The organism is Terriglobia bacterium, from assembly GCA_020072815.1.
In the GTDB taxonomy this organism is placed as follows: domain Bacteria; phylum Acidobacteriota; class Terriglobia; order Terriglobales; family Acidobacteriaceae; genus Angelobacter.
Genome location: JAIQGE010000001.1, coordinates 77,951 through 100,201, shown reverse-complemented (window position 1 = coordinate 100,201; position 22,251 = coordinate 77,951). Strand labels below are relative to the sequence as shown.

Below are 22,251 nucleotides of genomic sequence, written 5' to 3'. Positions count from 1 at the left end.
AAGAGGAGGAAGAATCAAATGGCAACAGGACAGCGAGTCGATCCTTACAAGAATTTTCGTTTCCTCGTGGAGATTGACGGCATTGTACAAGCCGGTTTCTCCGAGTGCAGCGGCTTCGGGTCCAACCTTGAAGTTGTGGAGTATCGCGAAGGCGGAAACGATCCCACGGTAATGAAGCTCCCCGGGAAGGTGAGCTATCCCGACATCACTCTGAAGTGGGGTGTGACCGATTCACGTGAGCTCTACGACTGGCATCTGGCCGCGGTCAAGGGCCAGATCCAGAGAAAAAACGGCTCCATCATCCTGCTGGATGACACCGGCACAGAGAAGCTGCGATGGAATTTCTTCAACGCCTGGCCGAGCAAATTCCACGGCCCGGACTTTAATGCCAAGGGCAATGACGTGGCGATTGACAATCTCACGGTGAGCTGCGAGCGGCTGGAGCAGGCATAGGCCTGCGCCGGGCGCGATGACTCCAGTCGCGGCCATGATGTTGTCCGGCCCGAAAGAAAACGACGGCAATGCAGCGCTTGGAGCAAAGGAGGACCCATATGTTTCAGACTGAACATGAATTCACACTGCCCCTGGGCTATCTGGATACTGAAGGCAATCTGCATCGGAATGGCGTCATGCGGCTGGCCACGGCCGCGGATGAGATTCTGCCGTTGAAGGACCCCAGGGTGCAGACGAACCAGGCCTACCTGGTGGTGGTGCTGCTGTCGCGTGTCATCACCCGGCTCGGATCGCTGGGGCAGACGACAACCAAGGTAGTCGAGTCTCTCTATGCAGCCGACCTTGCGTATCTGCAGGAGCTCTACAACCGCATCAATCGCAACGGCCGGGCAAGCCTGCCTGCGGTCTGTCCGCAATGTACGCACAAGTTCGAAGTGGAGATGAACCACGAGGGGGGATATCAGGCTACCCCTTGAAATCTCTGTACGAGGAGGTAGCCTTCGTTGCCTATCACTTCCACTGGCCGATGGAATCGGTGCTGAACCTGGAACACGGAGACCGTCAGCGGTGGGTCAAAGAAATTTCCTCGATCAACGAGCGGAGAAACAGCGAGTGCACAAATGCCAGAGTTGAAGAGACGAGACTCGCATAAAACAGAACGGCCGGACCTGATTTCCGGAGCGCTGCTTGCGCGGTATGAGCGCTCCGGGTGGCGGGCGCCGGCTCTCCGCTGGTCGCGATGGGCCTCCGGGGTCACAAGCAGGTATGCCACGACCGCCCGCCGCGACGGCGGGCCGATCACGGTATTCGCGCGCCCGGTCCACCACAACAGTTATCTGTTGATGCTGAGGCAACTGCTGCCGCAGGTGAACTTGTCCGCGCTGACGGTGCATGCCACGGTGCGTTGGGGCCTGTCGTCGCGACCTCAGCAAACCATGGACCGCCGGCAGGCCGTTCCGTTGACGCCGTCAGGGAGTGAGTCGGTCGTCGAACGGTTCCTGGGCGCGGCTCCGACCCTGGCCCACAATGCCGGCATCGCCCTGATGTCCAAACCGGGCATGCATTGGCAAGCAACCTGGCATCCTGCGGCGCGCAGCGCGCGTTTCGCATGGCCCTTGCAGGAACCGGTGGTCTTGCAGAGCGCCCGCATCCGCCAGCGGCTTGCGGCGACCGGCGAACGGCCGCTGCAGCAAATTTCCGCAAGTCCGCTCAGTTATGTGAGGAGCAGCAAGCAACGCCGAGAAGAGGCGGCGTTCGGCGCAAGCCCGACTTTGACCAGAGCGGCTGCGGCGCCGCAGCCGGCGCAGACATTTTCGCCGGAGCCGATGCCGGCCGGCAGAAACGCGCAATCGTATGTCGATCCCTTCCCAGCCCCGCGGGGAGTTGCTTCACAAGTCAACGTAAACCAGATCACTGACGAGGTCGTCCGGCAGTTGGACCGCCGGATGGTGGCCTGGCGGGAAAGGCTGGGAAGGATCTGAGGTCTTAAGATGGCACTGCAAAAGGCAAAAATCACGATCGACCCGGCAGGTCCGCAGTTTGACGTGCTCTTTAACCCGGAAGAGTACACGATCAACACGGACAACACATTTGCCTCGCAGGCGGTGCCCGGCCTCGGAGCGCCCATCCTGCAGTTCGTTCACGGCAACATGCGCACGCTGGAGATGGAGCTGTTCTTCGATACCGTGGATGCCCATACGGACGTGCGGCTTGAGACGCAGAAGATCGTCAGCCTGATGCAGATCGATTCCAATCTGCATGCGCCTCCGGTGCTGCGCGTTACCTGGGCGTCGCTGCAATTCCGCTGCGTGCTGGCGCGGGCCAATCAGAAATTCATCAAATTCCAGGAAGACGGCACGCCGGTACGCGCGCGCGTGAGCGTGACCTTCAACGAGTTTGTGGATGCCGCCACGCAGGCCCAACAGGACAACCTGCAGACCGCCGACTACAGCAAGGTCCACATCGTGGAGCAGGGAGAGACCCTCAGCTCGCTTGCCGGAAAGTTGTACGAGGATGCCACGCTATGGCGCCCGATTGCCCTGGCCAACGGTCTGCAGGACCCCAGGTCCGTCTTTGTAGGCCAGCCGCTGCGCATTCCTTCATTGCCATTTCGCGACCCAAATTCCGGGGAGTTGATGAAATAGATGGCCAAATATCCCCAATACGCGCCGCAGTTCAAGCTCGAGGTAGACGGTTCGCCCCTGCCAACGGCCATGAAGGCCTCCATTACGGGCGTGACCCATCAGAGCGCCATGCAGGGGTCGGACAGCGTGGAGATTACCTTCGCCAATCCGGACCTGCGGTTCCTGGATGATCCCTTGCTTGCCGTCGACAAAGGGCTGAAGCTTTCTCTCGGATACGCGCCGGACCCGCTGGAAGATGTCTTTGTCGGCGAGATTACCGCGGTGGAACCGACATTCCCCAGCAGCGGAATACCGACCCTGAAAGTGACAGCGCATGATTTCCTGCAGCGGCTTACGCACGGCAAAGTCGACCGCGCCTTTTATTTCAAGGTCACCAAGACTGCGGTCTTCCCGCTGCCGGACGTTGCTGTGAACTCGATCGTGGCGGCAAGCAATCTCCTGATTCCATATCCTGATCCGGTTGGCGGCGCGCTTTCTATCCTGATGACGCTGGCGACGTACCTGGTGGCCCCGCAAGAGGCGCAGTACAGCGTACGGCGGCAGCTGCGTGAAAGCGATTTCGATTTCTTAAGTGAAATTTCCAAGTCGAATGGCTGGGAGATGTATATCGACCATTCGCTGGACCCGAAAGGGTACGTCCTGCGCTTTCAGTTCCTGGTGCAGGACTACTCTGCCAGCCTGAACTTGAAATGGGGACAGTCGCTGCTGGAGTTTACGCCGCGGCTCACGACCGTAGGAGATATTTTCGGGGTCACAGCCCGGGTCTGGGTGGCAAGCCTGCAGATGGAGTTTGTGATCGTCGTCTCCTGGGACTTCGATCGTGCGGCATTCAACCTCGCGATCTATCCGGGACTGGGAGATTTGGGTCCCCTCCTGGGTGGAAAAGCCTCCAAGACAATTTCCATCAAGCCGACGGGTTTTCCCCGCGCGTTACAGGAAATTCTGAGCGAATTGCTGCCGCGATTGAATAACCGCCTTACCGGCTCGGGCAGCACCATCGGCAATCCTGCGATCAAGCCGGGCATGGTGGTCAACTTTGACGGCCTGGGGGACACCTTCAGCGGCCTTTACCGTGTGACCTCGGTCACGAACACGCTCGACAGCTCGGGGTATCGCACCAATTTTCAGGTGCGGAAGGAAGTCTGGTTCGGCTCCATCCCGCTGCCCAAAGGCGCGTCCGGCTTGTTCCGGGTCCAGGGACAAAGAATTTTTTAGGAGAAAACGCAGGCAATGGCAAACAGTTTTCTGGAATGGGTTTCAGGCGTGGACGCGACAAAACATCGCGCCGAGGGATATTCGATCGCGCCGGGGATTGTCAAGGACAACATAAACATTCTTTCCGAAGGAAGAGTGGAGGTCCACGTTCCCTCGTGCCCGGCCTTCGATCCACTGGCCAGAGTCGTGGGTCTGGGAGGGGGCTCTTCACGGGGCTTCTTTTGGGTCCCGGAGATCGGCGACGAGGTGCTGGTGGCTTTCAACCAGAATGATGAGCGCGATGCCTACGTTCTGGGCGGAATGTGGAGCATGACGACGAGACCGCCGGTGCCGGATTTTGCCCAGCAGATTTTGAAACGCGTGATCCAGACAGGCAAGAAAGACTCACCGGCAACCGGCCACACGGTGGAGTTCGACGATGCGCTTCAGTCCATCACCATCAAGACCAGCACGGCGCCAGGGCTCCAGCCGCAGCAGATTGTGATGGACCCAAAGAAGATCGAGATCACGGCCAACCAGGGGACCATGAAGATCAGTATGGACCTGGGGCCGCCGCCGGCAATCACGATTCAGGCGACGGCCGGCAACATAGCGCTGAAGGCGCCCGCCGGGCAGATCACGCTGGATGCCGCACAGATCAACATGACCGCGACAGCCAACGTCAACGTTCAAAGCACGGGCCCGTGCGCATTGCAGGGTATGCCTTTGCGACTCAATTCATAAGGAGAGAACAAATGCCGCCAGCAGCACGTACCACAGACCCAACAGCTCACCCCGGCCTTTTGGCCGGCCCCGGTGTTGCCACCGTCCTGATCGGGGGGACGCCGGCAGCCGTGATCGGGACAAACCACGCGTGCTCCATGCCCACTCCTGCAGGCCCGCATCCGCCGACCCCGGACGCAAAAGGAAGCCTCACTGTACTGATTGGGGGCATGCCGGCAGCGCGAATGATGGACATAGCCGGATGTGGCGCACCCATCATTCTGGGCATGCCGACTGTGCAGATCGGAGGATAAAGGAATGCAAGCAACGAATCCGCAAAAAGCGTTTCTCGGTGTGGGCTGGTCCTTCCCCGTCTGTGTGGAGGCGGATGGACGAACGGCCACTGCCATCTATGAAGAGGACATCCAGCAGGCCATTCGAATCATCCTCGGCACCGATCATGGAGAGCGCGTGATGCGGCCGGATTTCGGCGCCGGATTGAACGATTTTGTCTTCGAGCCGATCAACCAGACTACGTTGCAAACCGTGATGACGCGGGTCCGGGAATCGCTGATCAAGTGGGAGCCGCGGATCGATGTGCTGCAGGTGACCGTGAACGCCGATCCCGCGGAACACAACAAATTGCTGATCGAGGTCAACTATCGCGTGCGCGCAACCAATGCGCTCAAGAACCTTGTGTATCCATTCTATCTCCAGGAAGGCGCAGCACTATGAGTTGCAGGTTGCCCGTCATCACGCTCGACGGCCGCAGCGCCGACGATCTGCTCCAGGAATTCTGGAGCCGGCGGCTCGGCTACGTGCCGGATTGGAGCCCGCCCAACGCGAGCGCCGGCGCGGCCATGGGTCCGATTTTCGCGCGCTTCCTGCAGGCGATTTTGAAGCGACTGAACCAGGCGCCCGACAAAAACAGGCTTGCGTTCTTCGATTTACTGGGACTGAACCTGGTGCCCGCGCAGGCCGCACGCGCCCCGATTGTATTTCAGCTCACGCAGGGAGGAAACGACAGCCAGGCCCCTGCCGGAACACAGGTTGCAGCGCCGCCTCCGCCGGGAAGCACGGACCAGGTGGTGTTTGAAACAGAGCGCGCCACCGGCATTGCCGCCGCCAAACTGACACAGGTCGTGAGCTTGTGGCCCGGACGCGACCAGTATCTGGACCATTCGGCCCTGGTGCTGGCGAACAAGCCTTTTGTGCTGTTCGATGCCCTCCAGCTCCAGACCATGCCGCACATTATTTATATCGCGCACCAAAAACTGCTTTCGTTTGCGGGCAAGAGCGATGTAGGCCTGGAGTTCACGCTGGCGCAGGGCAGTTCGGGCCCGCTGGACATCATCTGGGAATACTGGGACGGTGAGGTCTGGCGCGAATTTCAATCGTTGACCAGTTCCTGCCTCGATGACACAAAAGCGCCGCTGGACGGGACCGCCGGCCTTGTCCGCAGCGGAAACATTCATCTGCAGGCCGGCTGCGCTGAGACCGCGCTTACCACCATCAACGGGGTGGAGAACTTCTGGGTCCGCGGACGGCTCAACCAGCCGGTGGTCCCTGATTTTTCTCATCTGTTTCCTGTGGTCGAGAAGGTGCGGGTCACAACCAGGATCCAACAGGTGCTGGAATCGGTTTTGGTGTCCACGCCCAAGTCTGTAACCCACCTGGCCGCGCCCGCTGCAGGCGCCGGTCTTGCAACTCCGCCAGGAATCGGCGTGGTTGTGCAGGACCCGCTGGGCAGCAACCTCCAGGACGTGGCGGTGACGCTCATCAATCGGGACGATCCCACGTTCGCGCCTCTCACAGGGAAGACGGATGCCAATGGGGTTTGCCAGTTTGATCTGACCGGAAAAATTCCCGCCGGCGCGACTCCCGATTTCGAAGTAGATCTCTCCTATCTCGATATTGCAGGGACGGTCCACCATACGTATGAAAGTACCGGGGCGTTTCTGGAGTTCGACGTCGTCATCAAGGTCCTGGGCCTGCGCCTGGACAAAGCCGTTGCTGAGGGTGCCGCCGTCGATGTGAGCAAGCCGTTCTATCCCTTCGGCCGCCAGCCGCAGCCAGGGGCCACCTTCTATTTCAACCAGGATGAGGTGCTGAGCAAGCCGGGAGCGACGGTGCGGGCCTACGTCTCGCGCGCCGATGCACCGCAGGACTCCATTAAGATCAGCGCAACACCCGCTCCTAGCACACTGAGCCATATTGTTACCTGGGAATACTGGAATGGAACGGAATGGGCCTTGCTGGCGCCCAGCTCCGACTCCGGATTTGACGAAGCCGATCTGGACAAAACCGACATCGTCGTATTTGACGTTCCTATCGATCTGACGCCGACCACGGTCAACAACCAGGAAGGGCTCTGGATCCGCGTCCGTCTGGTAAGCGGTGGATTTGGGTACACCCAGGAGGTCGATTTCGCCACCGGAACCACAGGCACCAACAAATTTACCTACGTCATCAATACCCCTCCGGTGCTTGCCGATTTCCGGCTCGGCTATACGTGGCTGAACGGCCCCGCCGCTCCAGACAAATTGTTCGTCTACAACGATTTTCAGTATGAAGACCATACCGATGATGTCCGGTGGCCGGGAAAAGCCTTCACGTTGTTTACCCCGAATCATGATGTGACACCGGGATCTTCCGACTCCACACCGGCCTTCCATGACGTGACGCCCACGTTGTATCTGGGATTTGACCGGCCCTTGCCGGTCAGCGAAATGGGCATCTATGCGGACATCGCAGAGGTCTCCGGCAGCGGGTCGGGGCCGGCGCTCGTCTGGGAATACTGGAGTGATGCAGGCTGGCGCGAGTTCGTGATGGACGACGAGACGCGTTTTCTCCGGTCGCCGGGCCTTCTGGCGTTTATCGCCCAGGATGACAGCGCAGCGATGGCACGCTTCGGCACACCGCTGTACTGGCTGCGCGGGCGTCTGAAGGAGGACGGACCGCCGGGCCAGGCCACGGTCAACGGACTGTTTCTGAATGCGACATGGGCATCGCAGATTCGCACCATGAGAGACGAGCCTCTCGGAGCGGCCCTGGGCACGCCCAATGAAGCTTTCTTTTTCAATGAAATCCCCGTGCTTGCGGGAGAGCAGATTGAGGTCCGGGAACTCGCCGGTGCGCAGGCCAATGTGGAGTGGCGAATTATAGCCATGGAGCTGAGCGCCGGCAATCCCGCGCTGGTGGCCCAGTTTGAGGATCTTCTCGGGCGCGAAGGAGACCAGACGGACATCGTGATAGGCAACTTGCGTTTGCGCCGGGACCGCAGCAAGCGCGTTTCTGAAGTCTGGGTACGCTGGACCAATCAGCCCAACCTTTTCTTCTCCGGCCCCAAAGATCGCCATTACACGCTCGATCGCGCAAGAGGCATGGTGATCTTCGGCGATGGCGTACTGGGCAAATTGCTTCCCATCGGCGCGCTCATTCTGGGACGCCTGTTCAAGACCGGCGGCGGGCGGGTTGGCAACGTCGCCACCGGTGCAATCAAGCAGCTGCTGGGCGCCGTTCCGGGCGTGCAGTCGGTCACCAATCCTCGCGCCGGCGAGGGCGGGGCAGACGGTGAAACGCTTCCGGAATTCAGCCGCCGCGCCCCGCTGACGATCCGTAACCGCGGCCGGGCGTTGTGCGCATCCGATTACGAATCGCTGGCCTATGAAGCGTCAGCCAGCGTGGCCGTGGCGCGCGCGATCCCAGGCCATTCGCCCGGCGGTCCCCCACTTCCCGGCTGGATCACGTTGCTGATCATTCCGCACAGCCAGGAACCCAGGCCGGTCCCGTCTTTCGGTCTGCGCGAGGACGTGCGCAAGTACATTGAGGCGCACGCGCCGGCGGATGTGGCGGCGCTGCACCAGATCAACGTCGTAGGCGCCCAGTATTTTCCCATTGATGTGACGGCCACGGTCACGCCACTCAACGCAGACCAGGCCGGGCAGGTTGAGCAGAGCGCTCTGGCGGCTGTGATGCTGTTCCTTCATCCCCTGCTGGGCGGGCCGGACGGGCAGGGTTGGGAACTGGGGCGCGGCGTGTTTATCTCCGATCTGGCGGCGGTGCTCTCTCGTGTTGAAGGCGTTGACTACGTGGAAGAGCTGCAACTGGCGGTAAACGGCAATGTGCAGGGCGACCACGTGGACGTACCACTGCAGAGCATTGTTGTAGCAGGTGAGATCAAACTGGATGTAAAGGAAGCGGTTGCTCAGTAGCAGTGACTGGTGGCGACAAACCTGATGCGATGGTTCAGAAAACACGATAGTGAAGAAGACCAGGACTCATCCGCGGCCACCGCCGTGGCCGCCAATGAGCATGGGCTTTCGGGAACGGAAATGAGCTCGCCGGAAGTAAGCACAGCCATGGCGGGCGAAGTTCTGGCCGTGCAGCGCGCGTTGGGGAATTACGCAGGCGCGGGGCAGGACGCCTTCTTTGGACGTGGCATGCATGATGCAACCGGGGCGGGCGCACCCGGCCTGCTGAGTCACGAACTGGAGTCCATCGCGCAACAGGAAACAACTTCGGGGACGGCATCAGGAGCAAATGCTCTCGCGCTGGAAACAGACAAGGCCGGAAGCGTTGCCGCTACGCCGGCCCACGCAATGGAACTCCAGCGCAAGGAACAGAAAGGAAGCACCGGCGGGAAACACAGGTCCTTTTTCGGCACGATTGGTCACGGCATTGCCGCATTCGCGAGAGGCGTGTGGAGCGCCATCAAGTGGCTGGGCGTGCAACTGTTTACGAAGCTGTTGGGGATTTTTGAGCGGGTGGTGAACTGGGTGAGGAACCTGCCGGCAAGGCTGGGGCGGCTGGTGATGACGATATGGGAAGGGGTGAAGTCGCTCAAGCCATGGTCGCTCAAGTGGTGGAAATCACTGGGGCACATCTCCACCTGGGGCCATTTCTTGGAGTGGCTGGTCACGCTCGTCGTAGAGGCGCTGGATCTCGGGATTGCCGAAATTTATGAAACATTCATGGACCTCCTGAAGTTCAACACGCGTGCGATGAGCGCCGGCGAGGTGGCCCTGGCGAGGAGTGTTTTCGGGGATTCCATCGACTATCGCCTCGCGCGGATCGATGAGAGAGCGCTGCTCGGTCCCGGACTGGAGGCCATCAAGGGAAAACAAAACGTCCAGGAATACACGAGCTTTCACACCATCAACGGATGGGGCGGACTTGAAGACAACGTTCTCATTCATGAACTGGTCCACGTGTGGCAATACCAGAGGGTGGGAGCCAAATACATAACCCAGATCGCATTTGCCAAGCCGACCCACGGGGACGACACCTACGACTATGGAGGAGTGCCGGGGCTGCAGGATGCAGAGCTCAAGGGCGGCTTTAGCAGCTTCAATCGCGAACAGCAGGCACAAATTGTCGAGGATTTTTTCCTCATCAAGCACAACCGGAAACCCCTGTTTGGAGCAGGGACCGGCGCGGACTTACCGCTTTACGCGAGATTGGTGAAGGAGGTTTCAACCCTGACGGTGAGCCAGTTGCTCGCCACCGGCAGTTAAGAGATTATGCCGCTATTATTGCCCAATCTGGATGATCGTCGCTGGACTGACCTGGTGGAGGAGGCCCGTTCGCTGATTCCTGTGTACGGTCCGGAGTGGACGGACCACAACTATCATGATCCCGGCATCACGATCCTGGAACTGCTTGCCGCCCTGGTGGAGATGGACATCTACGAACTCAACCAGGTGCCGGCCCGGCACCGGTTGAAATTCCTGCGCCTGGTGGGGATTGTTCCTCGTCCGCCGCAATCTGCAACCACCGAGTTGTGCTTCACCTTGAAGGCAGGCGAGTCCATGCAGGCCGTTCCGGCAGGAGTTGAGTTCTCCGGCACAGATCCGTTCGGACAGGTCACGCGCTTCCTGACCCACGAACCGGTCAACGTGGTCGCTGGACAGCTTGCCGCTATACAGACCAGGGACGACAAGGGCTTCCGCGATGCGACGCCGGCGTGGCGTCGTGGAGACACCATCAGCATCTTCGGAGTCGATCCGAAACCCGGCGCGGAGATTTATGTTGGCCTGACGGATGCATTCCCGCTGGACACGCCGGTTTCGATCTTCTTTCAATTCGCAGGAGAGCATTCAGGTCCGGTCGAGCGGCAGGCCATCCTTGCGGAGATCGAGCAAGCCGAAAAGGGCTGCCTGCCTCCTGTGAATCCATGCGCCCCAGAAAAGAAGGAAACGCACGCGAACCAGAGTGAAGGCAATGGAACAATTCTTCTCCAGCACTACGGGGTGCGTACAGTCTGGGAATTTTTCACCACGATGGCGGGCAATGATCAATGGGTCACACTGGACCAGCCGAAGAAGCAGGTTGAGGACCGCACCCGGGCATTCACCCTGGACGGAGAAGTCCTCTTTTCTGTGCCGATGGCCATGACTGCCACGGCGAAGGGCCCGGTGAAAACGCCGCTTTATTACCTGCGTTGCAGATTTGAAGCTGGCGCTTACGACCAGGCTCCACAACTGCGTCGGGTTGCTTTGAATGCGGTTGCGGTTGAACAGGCGGTTCCGGTTTTTTCCAAACTCACGCTGGAAAAAGGCGCAACGGTCACGGGCAGCGTGGCTGCGGGAGACCAGGCGCAGTTCCGGATGAAGGTGGATTCCGCACAAAAGATCATCGCGATCGATTTCACCGGGGCCGCGCCGCAGGACCCGAAGTTTCGCGTGCTTCGCTATGCGGCCCCATCCGTTGCCACGCCCGGAGAACTGGTCCTTGAGGGGGTGTTCGTGGCAATGAGCCATGGCAAGCCAAACTGGCATTGGACCTTGCCAGAGTGCCCGTTGCAGCAATCGAGCCTGCGGATTTCGACGCTGGAAGCCGACGGCTGGCGGCGGTGGACCTTGCGCGAAGACTTCGACTCGTCCACAGCAGCCGACTCTCATTTTCTTCTGGATCCAACGTCCGGCACGATCACTTTTGGCGATGGACGCAGGGGCCGTGTTGCTCCAGACCAGAGCCTGGTGTTTGCGTCTTATCGGACCACTAAAGCAGATGGAGGGAACCTGGCCGCGCAAAAGGTCCAGACCCTGGCTGACTCATTGCACAATCGCGTCGTCCTGAGCGACTGGGCCGGAACCAAGGCGAATCTGGTCTCGATTACGAACCCGGTCCCCGCCACCGGCGGATTACCGGCGGAAACGCTGGCCCATGCCGAAGGACGCGCGGTCCAGGAACTGCAGTCGGTTACCCGTGCCCTGACGCTCGAAGATTATGAGGAACTCGTGCTCGGAATTCCGGGATTGCGGGTGGCAAGAGTCGCCGCGTATGCCAACCTGCATCCGGCATTTCCATGCTTCAAAGCTCCGGGGGTTGTCACGGTCATTGTGGCGCCGTTCCTGCCCCAGGGGAAACCCTATCCGAGTCCGGCGTTGCGGGTTGCTGTGCACTCATATCTGCAACGGCGGCGGGTGATCGGCACACGCATTGAAATTACCGGGCCAACATATCTGGAGGTCGCGGTCCAGGCCAGGGTGCAGTCTTGCCCCGGGACCGACAAGACAGCGTTGCAACAAAGCATTGTGAATGCTCTGGGCCTCTTTCTTGATCCTCTTGCGGGCGGGCCCAATGGCGACGGCTGGCCGTTTGGGCGTGATGTCTATCGCTCGGAGATCATGAACGTGATCGCCCGCATTCCGGGAGTGGACCACATTGAAGGATTGGATCTGTTCGCGGCGGGTTGCTGTGAGCCGCAATGTGGAAACGTGTGCCTGGCGCAGACATGGCTGACAACGCCCGGCAAACACCTGATTCAAGTACTCTGAGGCGGAGAATGGCGCAAACGCAAAAACTCGATCTGGAACGGTTCCTCTATTGGCAGGGGCAGGCGCTCCGTTCGCGCGACCTGAACGATGGCGAAAGCTACGACGCGGAGCGCAGATGGTGGCACAACCGGGCTGTCCACAACGTATACGGCGTAAGCCAGGGACTGGCAGTCTCATTGCCGGCAGCGTTCGGAACGGGCATTGCTGTTTCCGTCGATTCCGGCCTTGCCTATGACTGTTATGGGCGTGAGCTGCTTTTGAAAAAGCGGGAATGGACGCCGATCGCGAAAACGCCGCCTTCACCCAGTGTCAGCAGCTTGCTTCTGGTTCTTCGCGCGCGCACCACGGAAAACTGTTCATGTGCTCCGGCGGCCGACTGCTGGCCCGGAGGAGTCCATGCCCTGGCGGTCGAGTTCCTGTGGATCGATCCGCGTCAGTGGCGCGTGGCGGACGGCGTCCCGCTGGCCAAGTTTGACTATACGGGCGGCGGCCCGGTCTTTGATTCTTCATTTGTGGTCCCCAGAGCAATGCCGGTAGCGGGACCGATTGTTGCCAGCGGATTTACCCTTCCCGGGCATACGCCCTGGCAGGCGTGGACAGACGCGCCCATCAGCGGCAGCACCTCCGGGGGCCCGGGCACCGGCTTCGCTTTACAAACCATTGTTGACACCAGTCCAGCCGGTTTCAGCCAGGCGCCCTGTTATTTTGCCTGGCTTCAGGGACCTGTATGGGATGGACGCCGGCAATTGGTCCTGCCGCTAATGTTTCCCAGCATCAGCGACGAGACCATCGATTCGTTTTCATTCCGCATATGGTTCCCTGAGTTAGGCACATTGGCCCAGGGCACGGGCAAGACAGCCGCGTTCATTGACGACCCGACCTCGTTTGTCCGTTTTGCGCGGGAGCAGAGCTTATACGTCTGGTGGATCGGGTGCCAGATGCCGAGGCCCATGCCCTTTGTGCCGCCGGGCGCAGGGCGCTGCAGCTGCACGTTGCTGGAGCTGCTGCAACAAACATCATTGACGAAGTGAGGAGACATGGCGATTATTGGAGAAACGCAGGCGCTTGAACGGATCCAGTTCTTCAACGGACAGAGGCTGATGGCGTCCGACCTGCAAGGCCTGGAAGCCCTGAACCGGGAGATGCGGTGGCTGCACAATCAGAGCCTGCACCAGCCCGGGGTCGGCAGCGGGTTCGCAGTGTCCGGTCTTCGTGGTGACCGGCAGGTCACGATCACCGCCGGATACGCCCTGGATGCGCTGGGACGGGAGATCGTGCTCACGCAGACCTTCGTGCTCCAGGTCCCACCCGTCGCTGACAACGGTTTTGGCGCGCCGGTGGTTTACGATTTGGCAGTTTCCTATCCTGATGACACGCAGCTGAAGGCCGTAGAGACGCGTGACGGGATCTGCAACGTGCCGCCGGGAGTGGTGCGGCTGCGCGAAGGACCGATTTTCTGCTGGGTCGAGCTGGGCGATGACGATCAGCCGATCGACGCGCGCTTAAAGCTGAGCATACAGAGCGGACTGTTCATCGTGCTCGCGCGCGCCGAGGTGTTCAACTGCAAGCTGAACCAGGACATTTCCATCGTGCAACGGCGCAGCGCCCGTATGCCGAAGCAGCCCAGGATCGCGTGCGGTTCAGTCGTGCCGCCATCCTGGACGGTTACCCCGTTGGTGAGCGGGCAGAGCCTTCCTTTTGAAGTCGACTCCAGCTCATTCGTGTTTCTTCCCTTCAAGTTTTCCGCGGTCATTGACACGACCTCTGGAAGTTTTTCCGGAACGCCCACGTACACAGCGCGAATGTTGGGGAACATGGTGATTACCGACAGTTCCGGCGGAACACTTTTCCTGAGCACAATTCTCGATATCGACCAGCAAAAGCCCAAGAGCTTCCTACTGGAAGTGGTGCCGGCGGCCCAGATTTTCGTGTCTGGAGGTGAAATTCCGCAGCCATTCACGGTGCCGGCGAACATTTTCGAGGGCTGGAAGGTCACCTGGATGGGAGTTGAGGGATAAAAGCGCATGCAGACCAGCGATGATAATTTTGTCTATCTAAACCGGGAAAACCGGTGGCCCGGCTTTCATCTGTACGGCCTTGAAATCCGCGCCGACGGCGCTTTGCAGCTCTGTCCGGTCCCTTCGATCGAGAGTGATAGTCTCACGGGGCTTCAAGGCCTGCCTGTTCCAAACGGGCCCGCGGGGGTCGCGGTGGACCGCGACGGCACGGTTTATTTCAGTGATCCATCGGGCCATACGGTAAAACGCCGTCAGGGGTGCGATGGGGAGGTAGTCGCGCTGCCGTGCCTGGGCCGCGCCGGAACAGCCCCCGGCCAGTTCAACACGCCGCGAGGCCTGCTGATTGCCAATCAGCGCCGTGCGCTCTTTGTCGCCGACAGCGGGAACCATCGTATTCAGATTTTTGATCCCGATACACAAGAGTTGCTGGAGATTTGGGGAGGGCCCGGTTTCGCGACGCCGGCCCCAAGCTCCGATCCTGGACGGTTTGATACTCCATGGACCATGGCACAAGATTCCCTGGGCAATATCTATGTGCTCGATTACGGAAACAAGCGCGTACAGCAGTTCAATCCCGCGGGAGACGTTATCGCGTCATTCTCCGATGCAGTTCTGACCAGCGGCTGCCTGCAGCAGCCATGCGACGTCGCAGTCTGGGAGCACGAGGGCCAGGTACGGGTCCTGGTTGCCGACAGCAAGGCGCGGCAGATTTTTGTCTTCGACCGTGACGGCCACGCTCTCGCGATGCAGGACCAGCAGGGCAATCCCATAGCGATTGGCGCAGGTTCGCTGTCCGGTCCCATGGGGATGGCTGTCCGCGAGGGCATCCTTTATATAGGAGACAATGGCCTGAAGCGGGTCCTGGCCTTTCAGTTGGGCGGAGATTTTGCGCTGCGGGGCGAGGCCCGAGGCTATGAGCTTCCCGTTGCCGCTCTGGCCACGGACGTCAACAATGACATTTGGGTGCACCCGGGCGGGGCCAGTGTTCCACTGGAACTGTTTTTGGGGCAGGCCTATCGGACACACGGCATTCTGTGGAGCGATCCGGTTGTTGTCTCTTCGAGCAAGGTGCGCTGGTCAACGTTGCGCTCGGAGTTGGAGCACTTCCTACCTAATATTCACCTGCAACTGTTGTGTTACACATCAGACAAACTGGCCGATGCGCCCACAGTGGACGCGAGCAGTGAAAATCCATTCTCTGATTCCAAATGGCGTCCGCTTTGGCACGATTTTTATACCGACATCACGGACATTTTTATAGGCGGGGAGCCGGCCCGCTATCTCTGGATTGGAGCGCAGTTCTCCGGTGACGGCACGGCCAGCCCGGTTGTCCGGCAAATGCGGGTGGATTTTGATCGCGAAGGATATGAGCGCCATCTTCCGGTGATTTATCGGGCGCAGGCCGGATGCGGAGCTTTCCTGGTCCGCTTTCTGGGGCTGTTTGAGAGCTTTCTTGGCGAGGTTGAAGATGAAATTTCAGGGCTGCCGGCCTTGTTTGATACCACCGCGGCCCGCAAGGAGTTTCTGCCGTGGCTGGCCGGGTGGCTGGGGCAGGCGCTGGATGAAAACTGGAGCGAGGCGAAGAAGCGGGAGGTCATTGCAGGGGCCTTTGCTTCATATGCCCGGCGAGGCACGGCGCGAGGCCTACGTGAACGCCTGTGGACGCTGGCCGGCGTGAATGCCGTGATCGAAGAGCCTATCCAGCACGCCGCCTGGTGGAGTTTGCCCAGCCATCCTGAGGCCTGCTGCGCTTCCTGCGGCGATCATGCATCGAGCGGAGACCTGCCCTGGGACGGCACGGAAAATTCACGCCTGGGATGGAGCACCATGCTGGCTCCGGCCCAGGCATCGGGGGCTATCATCGGCACCACGGCGGTGCTGGATCAGTCGCATCTGATTCCGGCGGAGGATTTCGGCGCGCCGCTGTTCTCTGACCTGGCTTTCCAGTTCAGCGTTCTGGTTTACCAGAGTGACGTTGTCTGTGCGGAGAGGCTGGCGCGGCTGAAAGCCGTTCTGGAGCAGGAGCGGCCTGCGCATACGCAGTATCAGCTTTGCGTGGTCCGGCCGGAGATGCGCGTTGGATTTCAGGGCCGGGTTGGAATTGACACTGTCGTCGCGGGCGAGCGGCCTTCGTTTGGCCTGGGGGCCGAGAAATTGGGAGAAGGGACCGCGCTGGGCGGTGCGCCTTCGCCGCACATCGGCGAAAGCAGACTGGGGATGCAACTCCATGTGGGTTGAGGACGCACGAAAAATTAAGGAGGAACCATGGCAACTGCGACAACCGGACATTGCGATCTGAAAACACCGGTTCGCAACCGGTATTTCTATGGAAAGCTGCTCGACGTCTTTCACTTTGAGATGGAGCAGAATTATTTGAATGCCAAGCGCTGGCTGTTGAACCGGCTGGTCACCGGCTATGGCGTAGTCTGCGGGCTTGATGTGCAGCCGGGTGATGACGGGAACAGCATCGTGGTAACTCCTGGCGTCGCCATTGACAAATGCGGGCGGGAAATCATTGTGACGCAGGAATCCAGGCCGTTCACGCTGCCTGCCGCGCCCGCATCCCCGGCCCAGCCGGCGCCCACGCCGGGCGGCTCTGACAAGTGTTGCGACGGAAACTGGGTGAACCTGGCCCTGTGCTTTCATGAATGCTATTGCGATCCGGTCCCTGCCTTTGGCGGCGACTGCGACAGCAATCCGGTATGCGCTTCTGGGGCGGTCAAGGAGCAATACGAGATCGAATGGCACTACGGCAAGCTGGACGTGCCGAACAACAGCAGTTTGTTCGCCGACCTGTTCACCGGCGGCCGGATCAATTACACGGCCCTTGCCAATTACGTGAGCCGCCCTTGTCCGAACTTATGCGATCACTGCTGTATTCCGCTGGCGAACATCAAACTGCCGGACCAGGGAGCCAAGCTCGAGCAGTCCGGAATCGACATCGCAGTCCGTCCTGTGGTCTATACCAACGATCTTTTGTATGGGCTGATCATTGCAGGAATGAATACGGACCAAACCCAGTCCCGTGGCGGGAAGCCGTAGGGTATGTGAGAGGAAAAAATGAAAACTGATTGCAGCTGCAGTACAGCCGTCGCGTGCGAGAGCACCATCGCGGAGCGCCCTCGCTATTTTCCACGTCAGATCATCACTCCGGACGACCTGACACTCGCCCAGGATTATTTCCGCGACCGCATGAGGCGGCACAACCGCCTGCTCCATGGCTGGGGCGTGGTTTGCGGCGCGCTGGTGTGTCCGCTTCCCGCGACCGACGGCAGCAACGGCTTTGAGCCGTGGCAGGTCATCGTCAAGCCCGGTTACGCGCTCGGACCCTACGGAGATGAGATCGTCATCGACTGTGAGCGCACAGTGGACCTGAGGACCCAGGGAATCACCGGTATGACCGGCGATCCCTGCGTGCAGCCGGCCGATCCCTGGTGCAGTGAAGTCTTTTTGCCTCCCACCCAGGCAGGGACGCTGTATATTGCGTTGAAATACAAAGAAACCATGACCCGACCGGTCCGGGTGCAGCCCTTGGGATGCGGCTGTAATGACAATCAGTGCGAGTATTCAAGATGGCGCGATTGCTACGAAATCGGCGTCCTGCCAGACTGTCCCACCCCTACGGACAACCCGCCGACGACCGAAGATCTCTTTAAGGGGCCTATTCCATCGTGCCTGCCATGTCCTGCTTCTCCTTGGGTGGGGCTGGCGCGCGTGGATTTCGACCAGGACGGAACGATCACCAAAATCGACAACTGCGATTGTCGAAGACTGGTCATTTCTTTCAGCTCATTCTGGTGGCATTGCAGCAATGAGAAATTTGACATCCAGAAAGTCGATCCCCAAACCTTGACAGCTGGCACCAAGGGTGCGGTGCTCAATATTACCGGACACAACTTCCTGTGCGGCATCAAAGCGCTCGGAGACAGCAATCTGGTGGTCAACAAGACGGAACTGGTAGACGCCCAGACCCTTAAAGTCACGGCGGATGTCGCGTTGTTGCAAGTGCCGGGCAGTGCGGCCATCAAAGCCGTGAACATGGATGGAACTTCGACGGCGCCGTTGACGCTCAAGATCGACGTTGCCAAGGTGTCGCCCGCTCCCGTGGCGAAAACCCCCGTCGCGAAAAAGACCTTGCCCGATGCGGTGAAGACGGCCGCTGACGAGAAGCACGGCTCTGCTGCGCGGAAGAAGACATCCAAAGAGGGATCGGGCAGCTCGGGAGACAGGGGCTGAAGCTAGCGAGATATTGACGGGATGCAGCGTAGCAAGCCAGTTCTCACGAGGCGGCACAGGGATGCGAGCAGCACCGCGTCCACAAGTGCCGCCCGGAACAAGGTCGAAACACAGCCAGCGGATGTTTTCTGCTTGCAGAGAACGGCCGGGAACCATGCTGTAAGCCAGCTCTTCGGGACCTCAATGGACGGCTTGTCTCTCGGCCATTCTGGCGACGCAAACGAGCTGGAAGCTGAGCAGGCAGCAAACAGGATTGGGGCCGCATCTGTCCCAACTCCAGACCGTCCGTCCGGCGGTCGCTCTCACGCCGGCAACCAGCTGCCGGTTGACGTCAGAGAGGAGTTTGAATCTCGGTTCGGCGCTGATTTCGGCTCGGTCCGTGTGCATACTGACGACCGCGCGGCCCGGCTTGCCGATCGGCTGGAAGCGCGAGCTTTTACGGTGAACCGTGACGTCGCGTTTGGTCCTGATGAGTTTTCGCCGCACACCCTGCAGGGGAAGCGGTTACTGGCCCATGAGCTTGCTCACGTTGTCCAGCAGACCGGCTCATATGGAGAACGCCGGAGTTCTCCCCCTGTAATCCAGAGAGAACCGAAGTCGCTGGGGACGAAGACGCTACCCCAGGGTAAAGATGCAAATCCCAAGCGCGATAAGCCAGGCGCCCATGCCAATGACTACAAAAACATCAGCATGCATTTCAACGGAGAAGATCTGGTCGTCACCGGCGACGGCAAAGAAATTTTCCGCTATTCCGCGCAGTCGGGAAGGCCCATCCGCCTTACGGCAAAGGATGCAGCGGAGTGCGGCGGCGATGTGGTGACGGACAGCTACCTGAATGATCCGCGCTTCGTAGGCATTACCGACAATGGTCCCATTCCCGAAGGCACCTACCGTTTTGATCCGCCTGCCATTCAGCGGTTCTCCCTGGGCGAAGAGTTTGGGCTGATTGTGGCAGGCGTCTTTGGGAAAAAACAGACGACCGTACAGGGACAACCCATTCATGCCGGCGACTGGGGAAGTGGACGAGTTGCCCTGCAGCCTGTTGGGCCTTTGAAGGAAGGCCCCTGCGGTCATGCCAATTCTCGCAGCGGCTTCTTTCTTCATGGCGGGTGGCTGGCAGGAAGCTCCGGGTGCATCGACATCGGGACGAATTTTAATGAGTTGGCTGATTTTTTAACGGGATATAAGCGGCCTGTCACGGTCAAGGTCAGCTATGAGCGTCGAACCGCGCCTCCGGTGGGATTTTTTACCGGTTTGTCCGGTCTTCTCGCTTACGGAAAACCCCAATTCGGACATGGCCCGCAACTTAGTTTAGGAGCTGAATTCACCCCAACGGGAGCTCGTGCCGTAGGATCGATCGGGTATAACGCGGTGATGCAGTGGGCCGGCGGCGCGCTGTCCCTCGGCGCACGTCTGGATATTCCTTTCAATGATCGCGAGGCCTTCGTGCGCGCCGGTCTCAGCGGAGCATTGCACTTTCGTCTGTTGCGCGGGCTGTACGGCCAGTTAAGCGGAGGCTACAATTGGGACCTCACTGGCCGCGAGATGAGGCAAGGAGCCGAGTTTGGCGCGGGTTTGAAATATGATTTCGGCCGGACTCAGCTGGAGGTACTCTATAACGTGTTGCGTCCCATGGCCGAGGATCAGCGCATTCACCAGGCGCTGGTCGGGGTCGGGTTCGTGTTTTAACCTTCGCGCCGGGCGCTTGAACCGTCCGTCGACTCCGCTTTCAGCGCCTGCATCTGTTTCAGGATCTCGGATTCGATGCTCGTAATCTGGTCTTCAACCTTGCTGATAATGCCAAGAAGGGTTTCCAGGCAGCGTAAGACACCACTGGGTCGCGAGTCAGCCGGAAGGGAGAGGCCGGGTGTGGGAGGACGCCCGCTGCAGTCATGCTGTATCTGTTCGTAGAATCGCAGTGTTGTTTGTGATGGAAGCACGTCGAGTTCTTCTTTAAGCGCCGCGGCACAGCGTTCAAACTGCCGCAGAGCGGCCATGCGGTTTCCACACTGATAATGTAACTGCATCAACTGCTGGTGCGTGACCTCATGCGCGCGGTCCAGACGGAGGACGCGCTCGCCATATTCCAATCCATGCTGGTATTGGCCGTGTTTGCAGCAGTAGGCGAGAAGCTGGTTGAGCATGAGCAAGTAGCAGTTTTGCAGGCGCTCGCGCTCGAACAGACACCAGTCGTGATACCAGCCTTCCAGCAGGTCTCCCCGATAGAGCTGTACCGCCTCCCGCAGGACATTGGCATCATCGGAATCCATGGGTCTTGCCGCCAGCGCCTTGGCCCGTATGAACGCCGATTCGAAGATAAATACATCAGACCAGATGGCGTCGGCTCCGTTCAATTGGACCGATCCGGGACTGACGGTCAGGATTGGGTCGTGGACGTTTAAACCGGAGCGCAACGCCGATTGCAGCCGCCAGAGCGTCTGCCGCAGATGTTTTCTGGAGTGGGCCGTGGTGCACTCCGGCCAAAGCTTGCCGGCCAGCACCTCTCGAGCATGCACGTGCTCCCGGTGCATGAGCAGATAGCAGAAGAGCTCCTGGACCTTGCCGGTGCGCAGGCTCTCCAGCGCTTGCTCGTCCTGCTCCACTTGCAGCGTTCCGAACAATCTTACCGTCAACATGGGGCATGCCCTCTCTCCGTTTGCTGGAATGCCAGAACGGAGTTATTCCGTGGACCAAAAAATAGACGTCAGTAAGAAAAGCCCATGTGATGTTCCTGGGAATGCATCCAACATGAAGCCGGTGTCACCCGGCCCTCTTCTGATGGGGAGCTTTCTTTCGGGAACAACTGAACAGCCAATGATTATGCCGTAGTTATAGTGCGCGAGAAAGCGGCGACGTTACAGACACTCGAGATTTTCTTCATCTCTTCACCGAAAAACTTTTCTGCTTTTCGCTGCCGAACAGGAAGCAGTCACAGATTTTGTCCGCGAAGCGAGCTGCTTTCTTGAAGCAAGCCTTTATTTTCATGGATTTAACAGATGTGAGACGGGCAGGCGCACTTTGTCCCACCGTTTGTAAGGCGGTCTTTTGATTGCGCTCCTGTTGCGGCACTTCGGGAAGCTTTTACCCTGGGTAGACGCAGGCCAGCAGGAACATCTAAGGGGCGAACAAGAGCTCGCCGCCCGGAAGATGACTTGAATCTGGAACTGCCACTCTTACTCAATCCCTACCTCGATGGTTTTCTGGACCACTTGCGATTTGAGCTTGTCTTCGTAGGGGAGGCGGCGGGGTGTACCGTGAGGGACAAGTCCCCGAGAGGTGCGGCGTCGATCGCAATTTACAATTTGAAGCGGGGTCCGCTGCTACTGGCACGAGGGATAGAGTGCCACACCGCAGTGGCGGATCGATCAAGAATCATCGCCACGTTGGGTAAGACAAAGGCAATGGAAGCATTTTTGGAAAGCCTGCCGCAAAGGCAATTCCCCACCGCGTGCATTGATGTATTGGAAGATCGACTGAATCTAGTTTTCGATAAGACCAGGATTTAGAGAGAAGAACCAAAGAGATCAGGTAATAGTCTCATGTCACCCAAGACACCGAAATCATTCGAGCCCACAAGCAGCCTGTGTGGTGTGCCGTAGGTGTGCCGTACGCTTTTAACCGATATGCGCCAAATCGAGCTTTTGCGACACTTCCTTCAAGTGCTTCCGTGCGGGCTTGGGTTAACGTAAGTTGTTGATATGT

18 protein-coding genes are annotated in these 22,251 nt (G+C 59.4%); 17 read left to right on the top strand and 1 reads right to left on the bottom strand.

Annotation, left to right across the window (positions count from 1 at the left end):
- Window positions 1-18 precede the first annotated feature (18 nt).
- The 17 genes from LAO20_00400 (at window position 19) to LAO20_00320 (ending at window position 20,238) form a co-directional block, all read left to right on the top strand.
- A complete protein-coding gene (locus LAO20_00400; GenBank protein MBZ5529863.1) occupies window positions 19-453 on the top strand; it encodes a phage tail protein in 435 nt (144 codons plus the stop codon).
- A gap of 98 nt (window positions 454-551) precedes the next feature.
- Window positions 552-929, top strand: coding sequence for a phage tail assembly protein (locus LAO20_00395; GenBank protein MBZ5529862.1), 378 nt, complete (start codon window positions 552-554; stop codon window positions 927-929).
- Window positions 930-1,073: 144 nt separating this feature from the next.
- Window positions 1,074-1,934 carry a hypothetical protein gene (locus LAO20_00390; GenBank protein ID MBZ5529861.1) on the top strand — a complete coding sequence of 287 codons (861 nt, stop codon included), beginning with the start codon at window positions 1,074-1,076 and terminating at the stop codon, window positions 1,932-1,934.
- A 9-nt stretch (window positions 1,935-1,943) separates the two neighbouring features.
- Window positions 1,944-2,597 (top strand): LysM peptidoglycan-binding domain-containing protein, encoded by a 654-nt coding sequence (locus LAO20_00385; GenBank protein ID MBZ5529860.1) that lies wholly within the window; start codon window positions 1,944-1,946, stop codon window positions 2,595-2,597.
- The gene (locus tag LAO20_00380) at window positions 2,598-3,812 is read left to right on the top strand and encodes a hypothetical protein (protein MBZ5529859.1); all 1,215 of its coding nucleotides are present in this window, start codon (window positions 2,598-2,600) and stop codon (window positions 3,810-3,812) included. It abuts the gene before it with no gap.
- 15 nt (window positions 3,813-3,827) lie between these two features.
- Window positions 3,828-4,535 carry a phage baseplate assembly protein V gene (locus LAO20_00375; protein MBZ5529858.1) on the top strand — a complete coding sequence of 236 codons (708 nt, stop codon included), beginning with the start codon at window positions 3,828-3,830 and terminating at the stop codon, window positions 4,533-4,535.
- Window positions 4,536-4,546: 11 nt separating this feature from the next.
- A complete protein-coding gene (locus tag LAO20_00370) occupies window positions 4,547-4,828 on the top strand; it encodes a PAAR domain-containing protein (GenBank protein ID MBZ5529857.1) in 282 nt (93 codons plus the stop codon).
- A 4-nt stretch (window positions 4,829-4,832) separates the two neighbouring features.
- Complete coding sequence (locus tag LAO20_00365) at window positions 4,833-5,249, top strand: GPW/gp25 family protein (protein MBZ5529856.1); 417 nt, start codon at window positions 4,833-4,835, stop codon at window positions 5,247-5,249.
- A 2,432-nt stretch (window positions 5,250-7,681) separates the two neighbouring features.
- A complete protein-coding gene (locus tag LAO20_00360) occupies window positions 7,682-8,728 on the top strand; it encodes a putative baseplate assembly protein (GenBank protein MBZ5529855.1) in 1,047 nt (348 codons plus the stop codon).
- Between the two features lie 147 nt (window positions 8,729-8,875).
- Entirely contained in the window at window positions 8,876-10,030 is a 1,155-nt protein-coding gene (locus tag LAO20_00355; protein ID MBZ5529854.1) for a hypothetical protein, read from the top strand.
- 6 nt (window positions 10,031-10,036) lie between these two features.
- A complete protein-coding gene (locus LAO20_00350) occupies window positions 10,037-12,295 on the top strand; it encodes a putative baseplate assembly protein (protein ID MBZ5529853.1) in 2,259 nt (752 codons plus the stop codon).
- Window positions 12,296-12,303: 8 nt separating this feature from the next.
- A complete protein-coding gene (locus LAO20_00345; GenBank protein MBZ5529852.1) occupies window positions 12,304-13,326 on the top strand; it encodes a hypothetical protein in 1,023 nt (340 codons plus the stop codon).
- 6 nt (window positions 13,327-13,332) lie between these two features.
- Window positions 13,333-14,313 (top strand): hypothetical protein, encoded by a 981-nt coding sequence (locus LAO20_00340; GenBank protein MBZ5529851.1) that lies wholly within the window; start codon window positions 13,333-13,335, stop codon window positions 14,311-14,313.
- Between the two features lie 6 nt (window positions 14,314-14,319).
- Window positions 14,320-16,551, top strand: a complete 2,232-nt coding sequence (locus LAO20_00335; GenBank protein MBZ5529850.1) for an SMP-30/gluconolactonase/LRE family protein — start codon at window positions 14,320-14,322, stop codon at window positions 16,549-16,551.
- 27 nt (window positions 16,552-16,578) lie between these two features.
- Window positions 16,579-17,355 (top strand): hypothetical protein, encoded by a 777-nt coding sequence (locus LAO20_00330; protein MBZ5529849.1) that lies wholly within the window; start codon window positions 16,579-16,581, stop codon window positions 17,353-17,355.
- An 18-nt stretch (window positions 17,356-17,373) separates the two neighbouring features.
- On the top strand, window positions 17,374-18,549 hold the full coding sequence (locus LAO20_00325; GenBank protein ID MBZ5529848.1) for a hypothetical protein: 1,176 nt from the start codon (window positions 17,374-17,376) through the stop codon (window positions 18,547-18,549).
- Window positions 18,550-18,570: 21 nt separating this feature from the next.
- Complete coding sequence (locus tag LAO20_00320; protein MBZ5529847.1) at window positions 18,571-20,238, top strand: DUF4157 domain-containing protein; 1,668 nt, start codon at window positions 18,571-18,573, stop codon at window positions 20,236-20,238.
- On the opposite strand, the gene LAO20_00315 is transcribed toward LAO20_00320, so the two are convergent.
- A complete protein-coding gene (locus LAO20_00315; GenBank protein MBZ5529846.1) occupies window positions 20,235-21,185 on the bottom strand; it encodes a hypothetical protein in 951 nt (316 codons plus the stop codon). The two genes, LAO20_00320 and LAO20_00315, sit on opposite strands and share 4 nt — an antisense overlap.
- Between the last annotated feature and the right edge of the window lie 1,066 nt (window positions 21,186-22,251).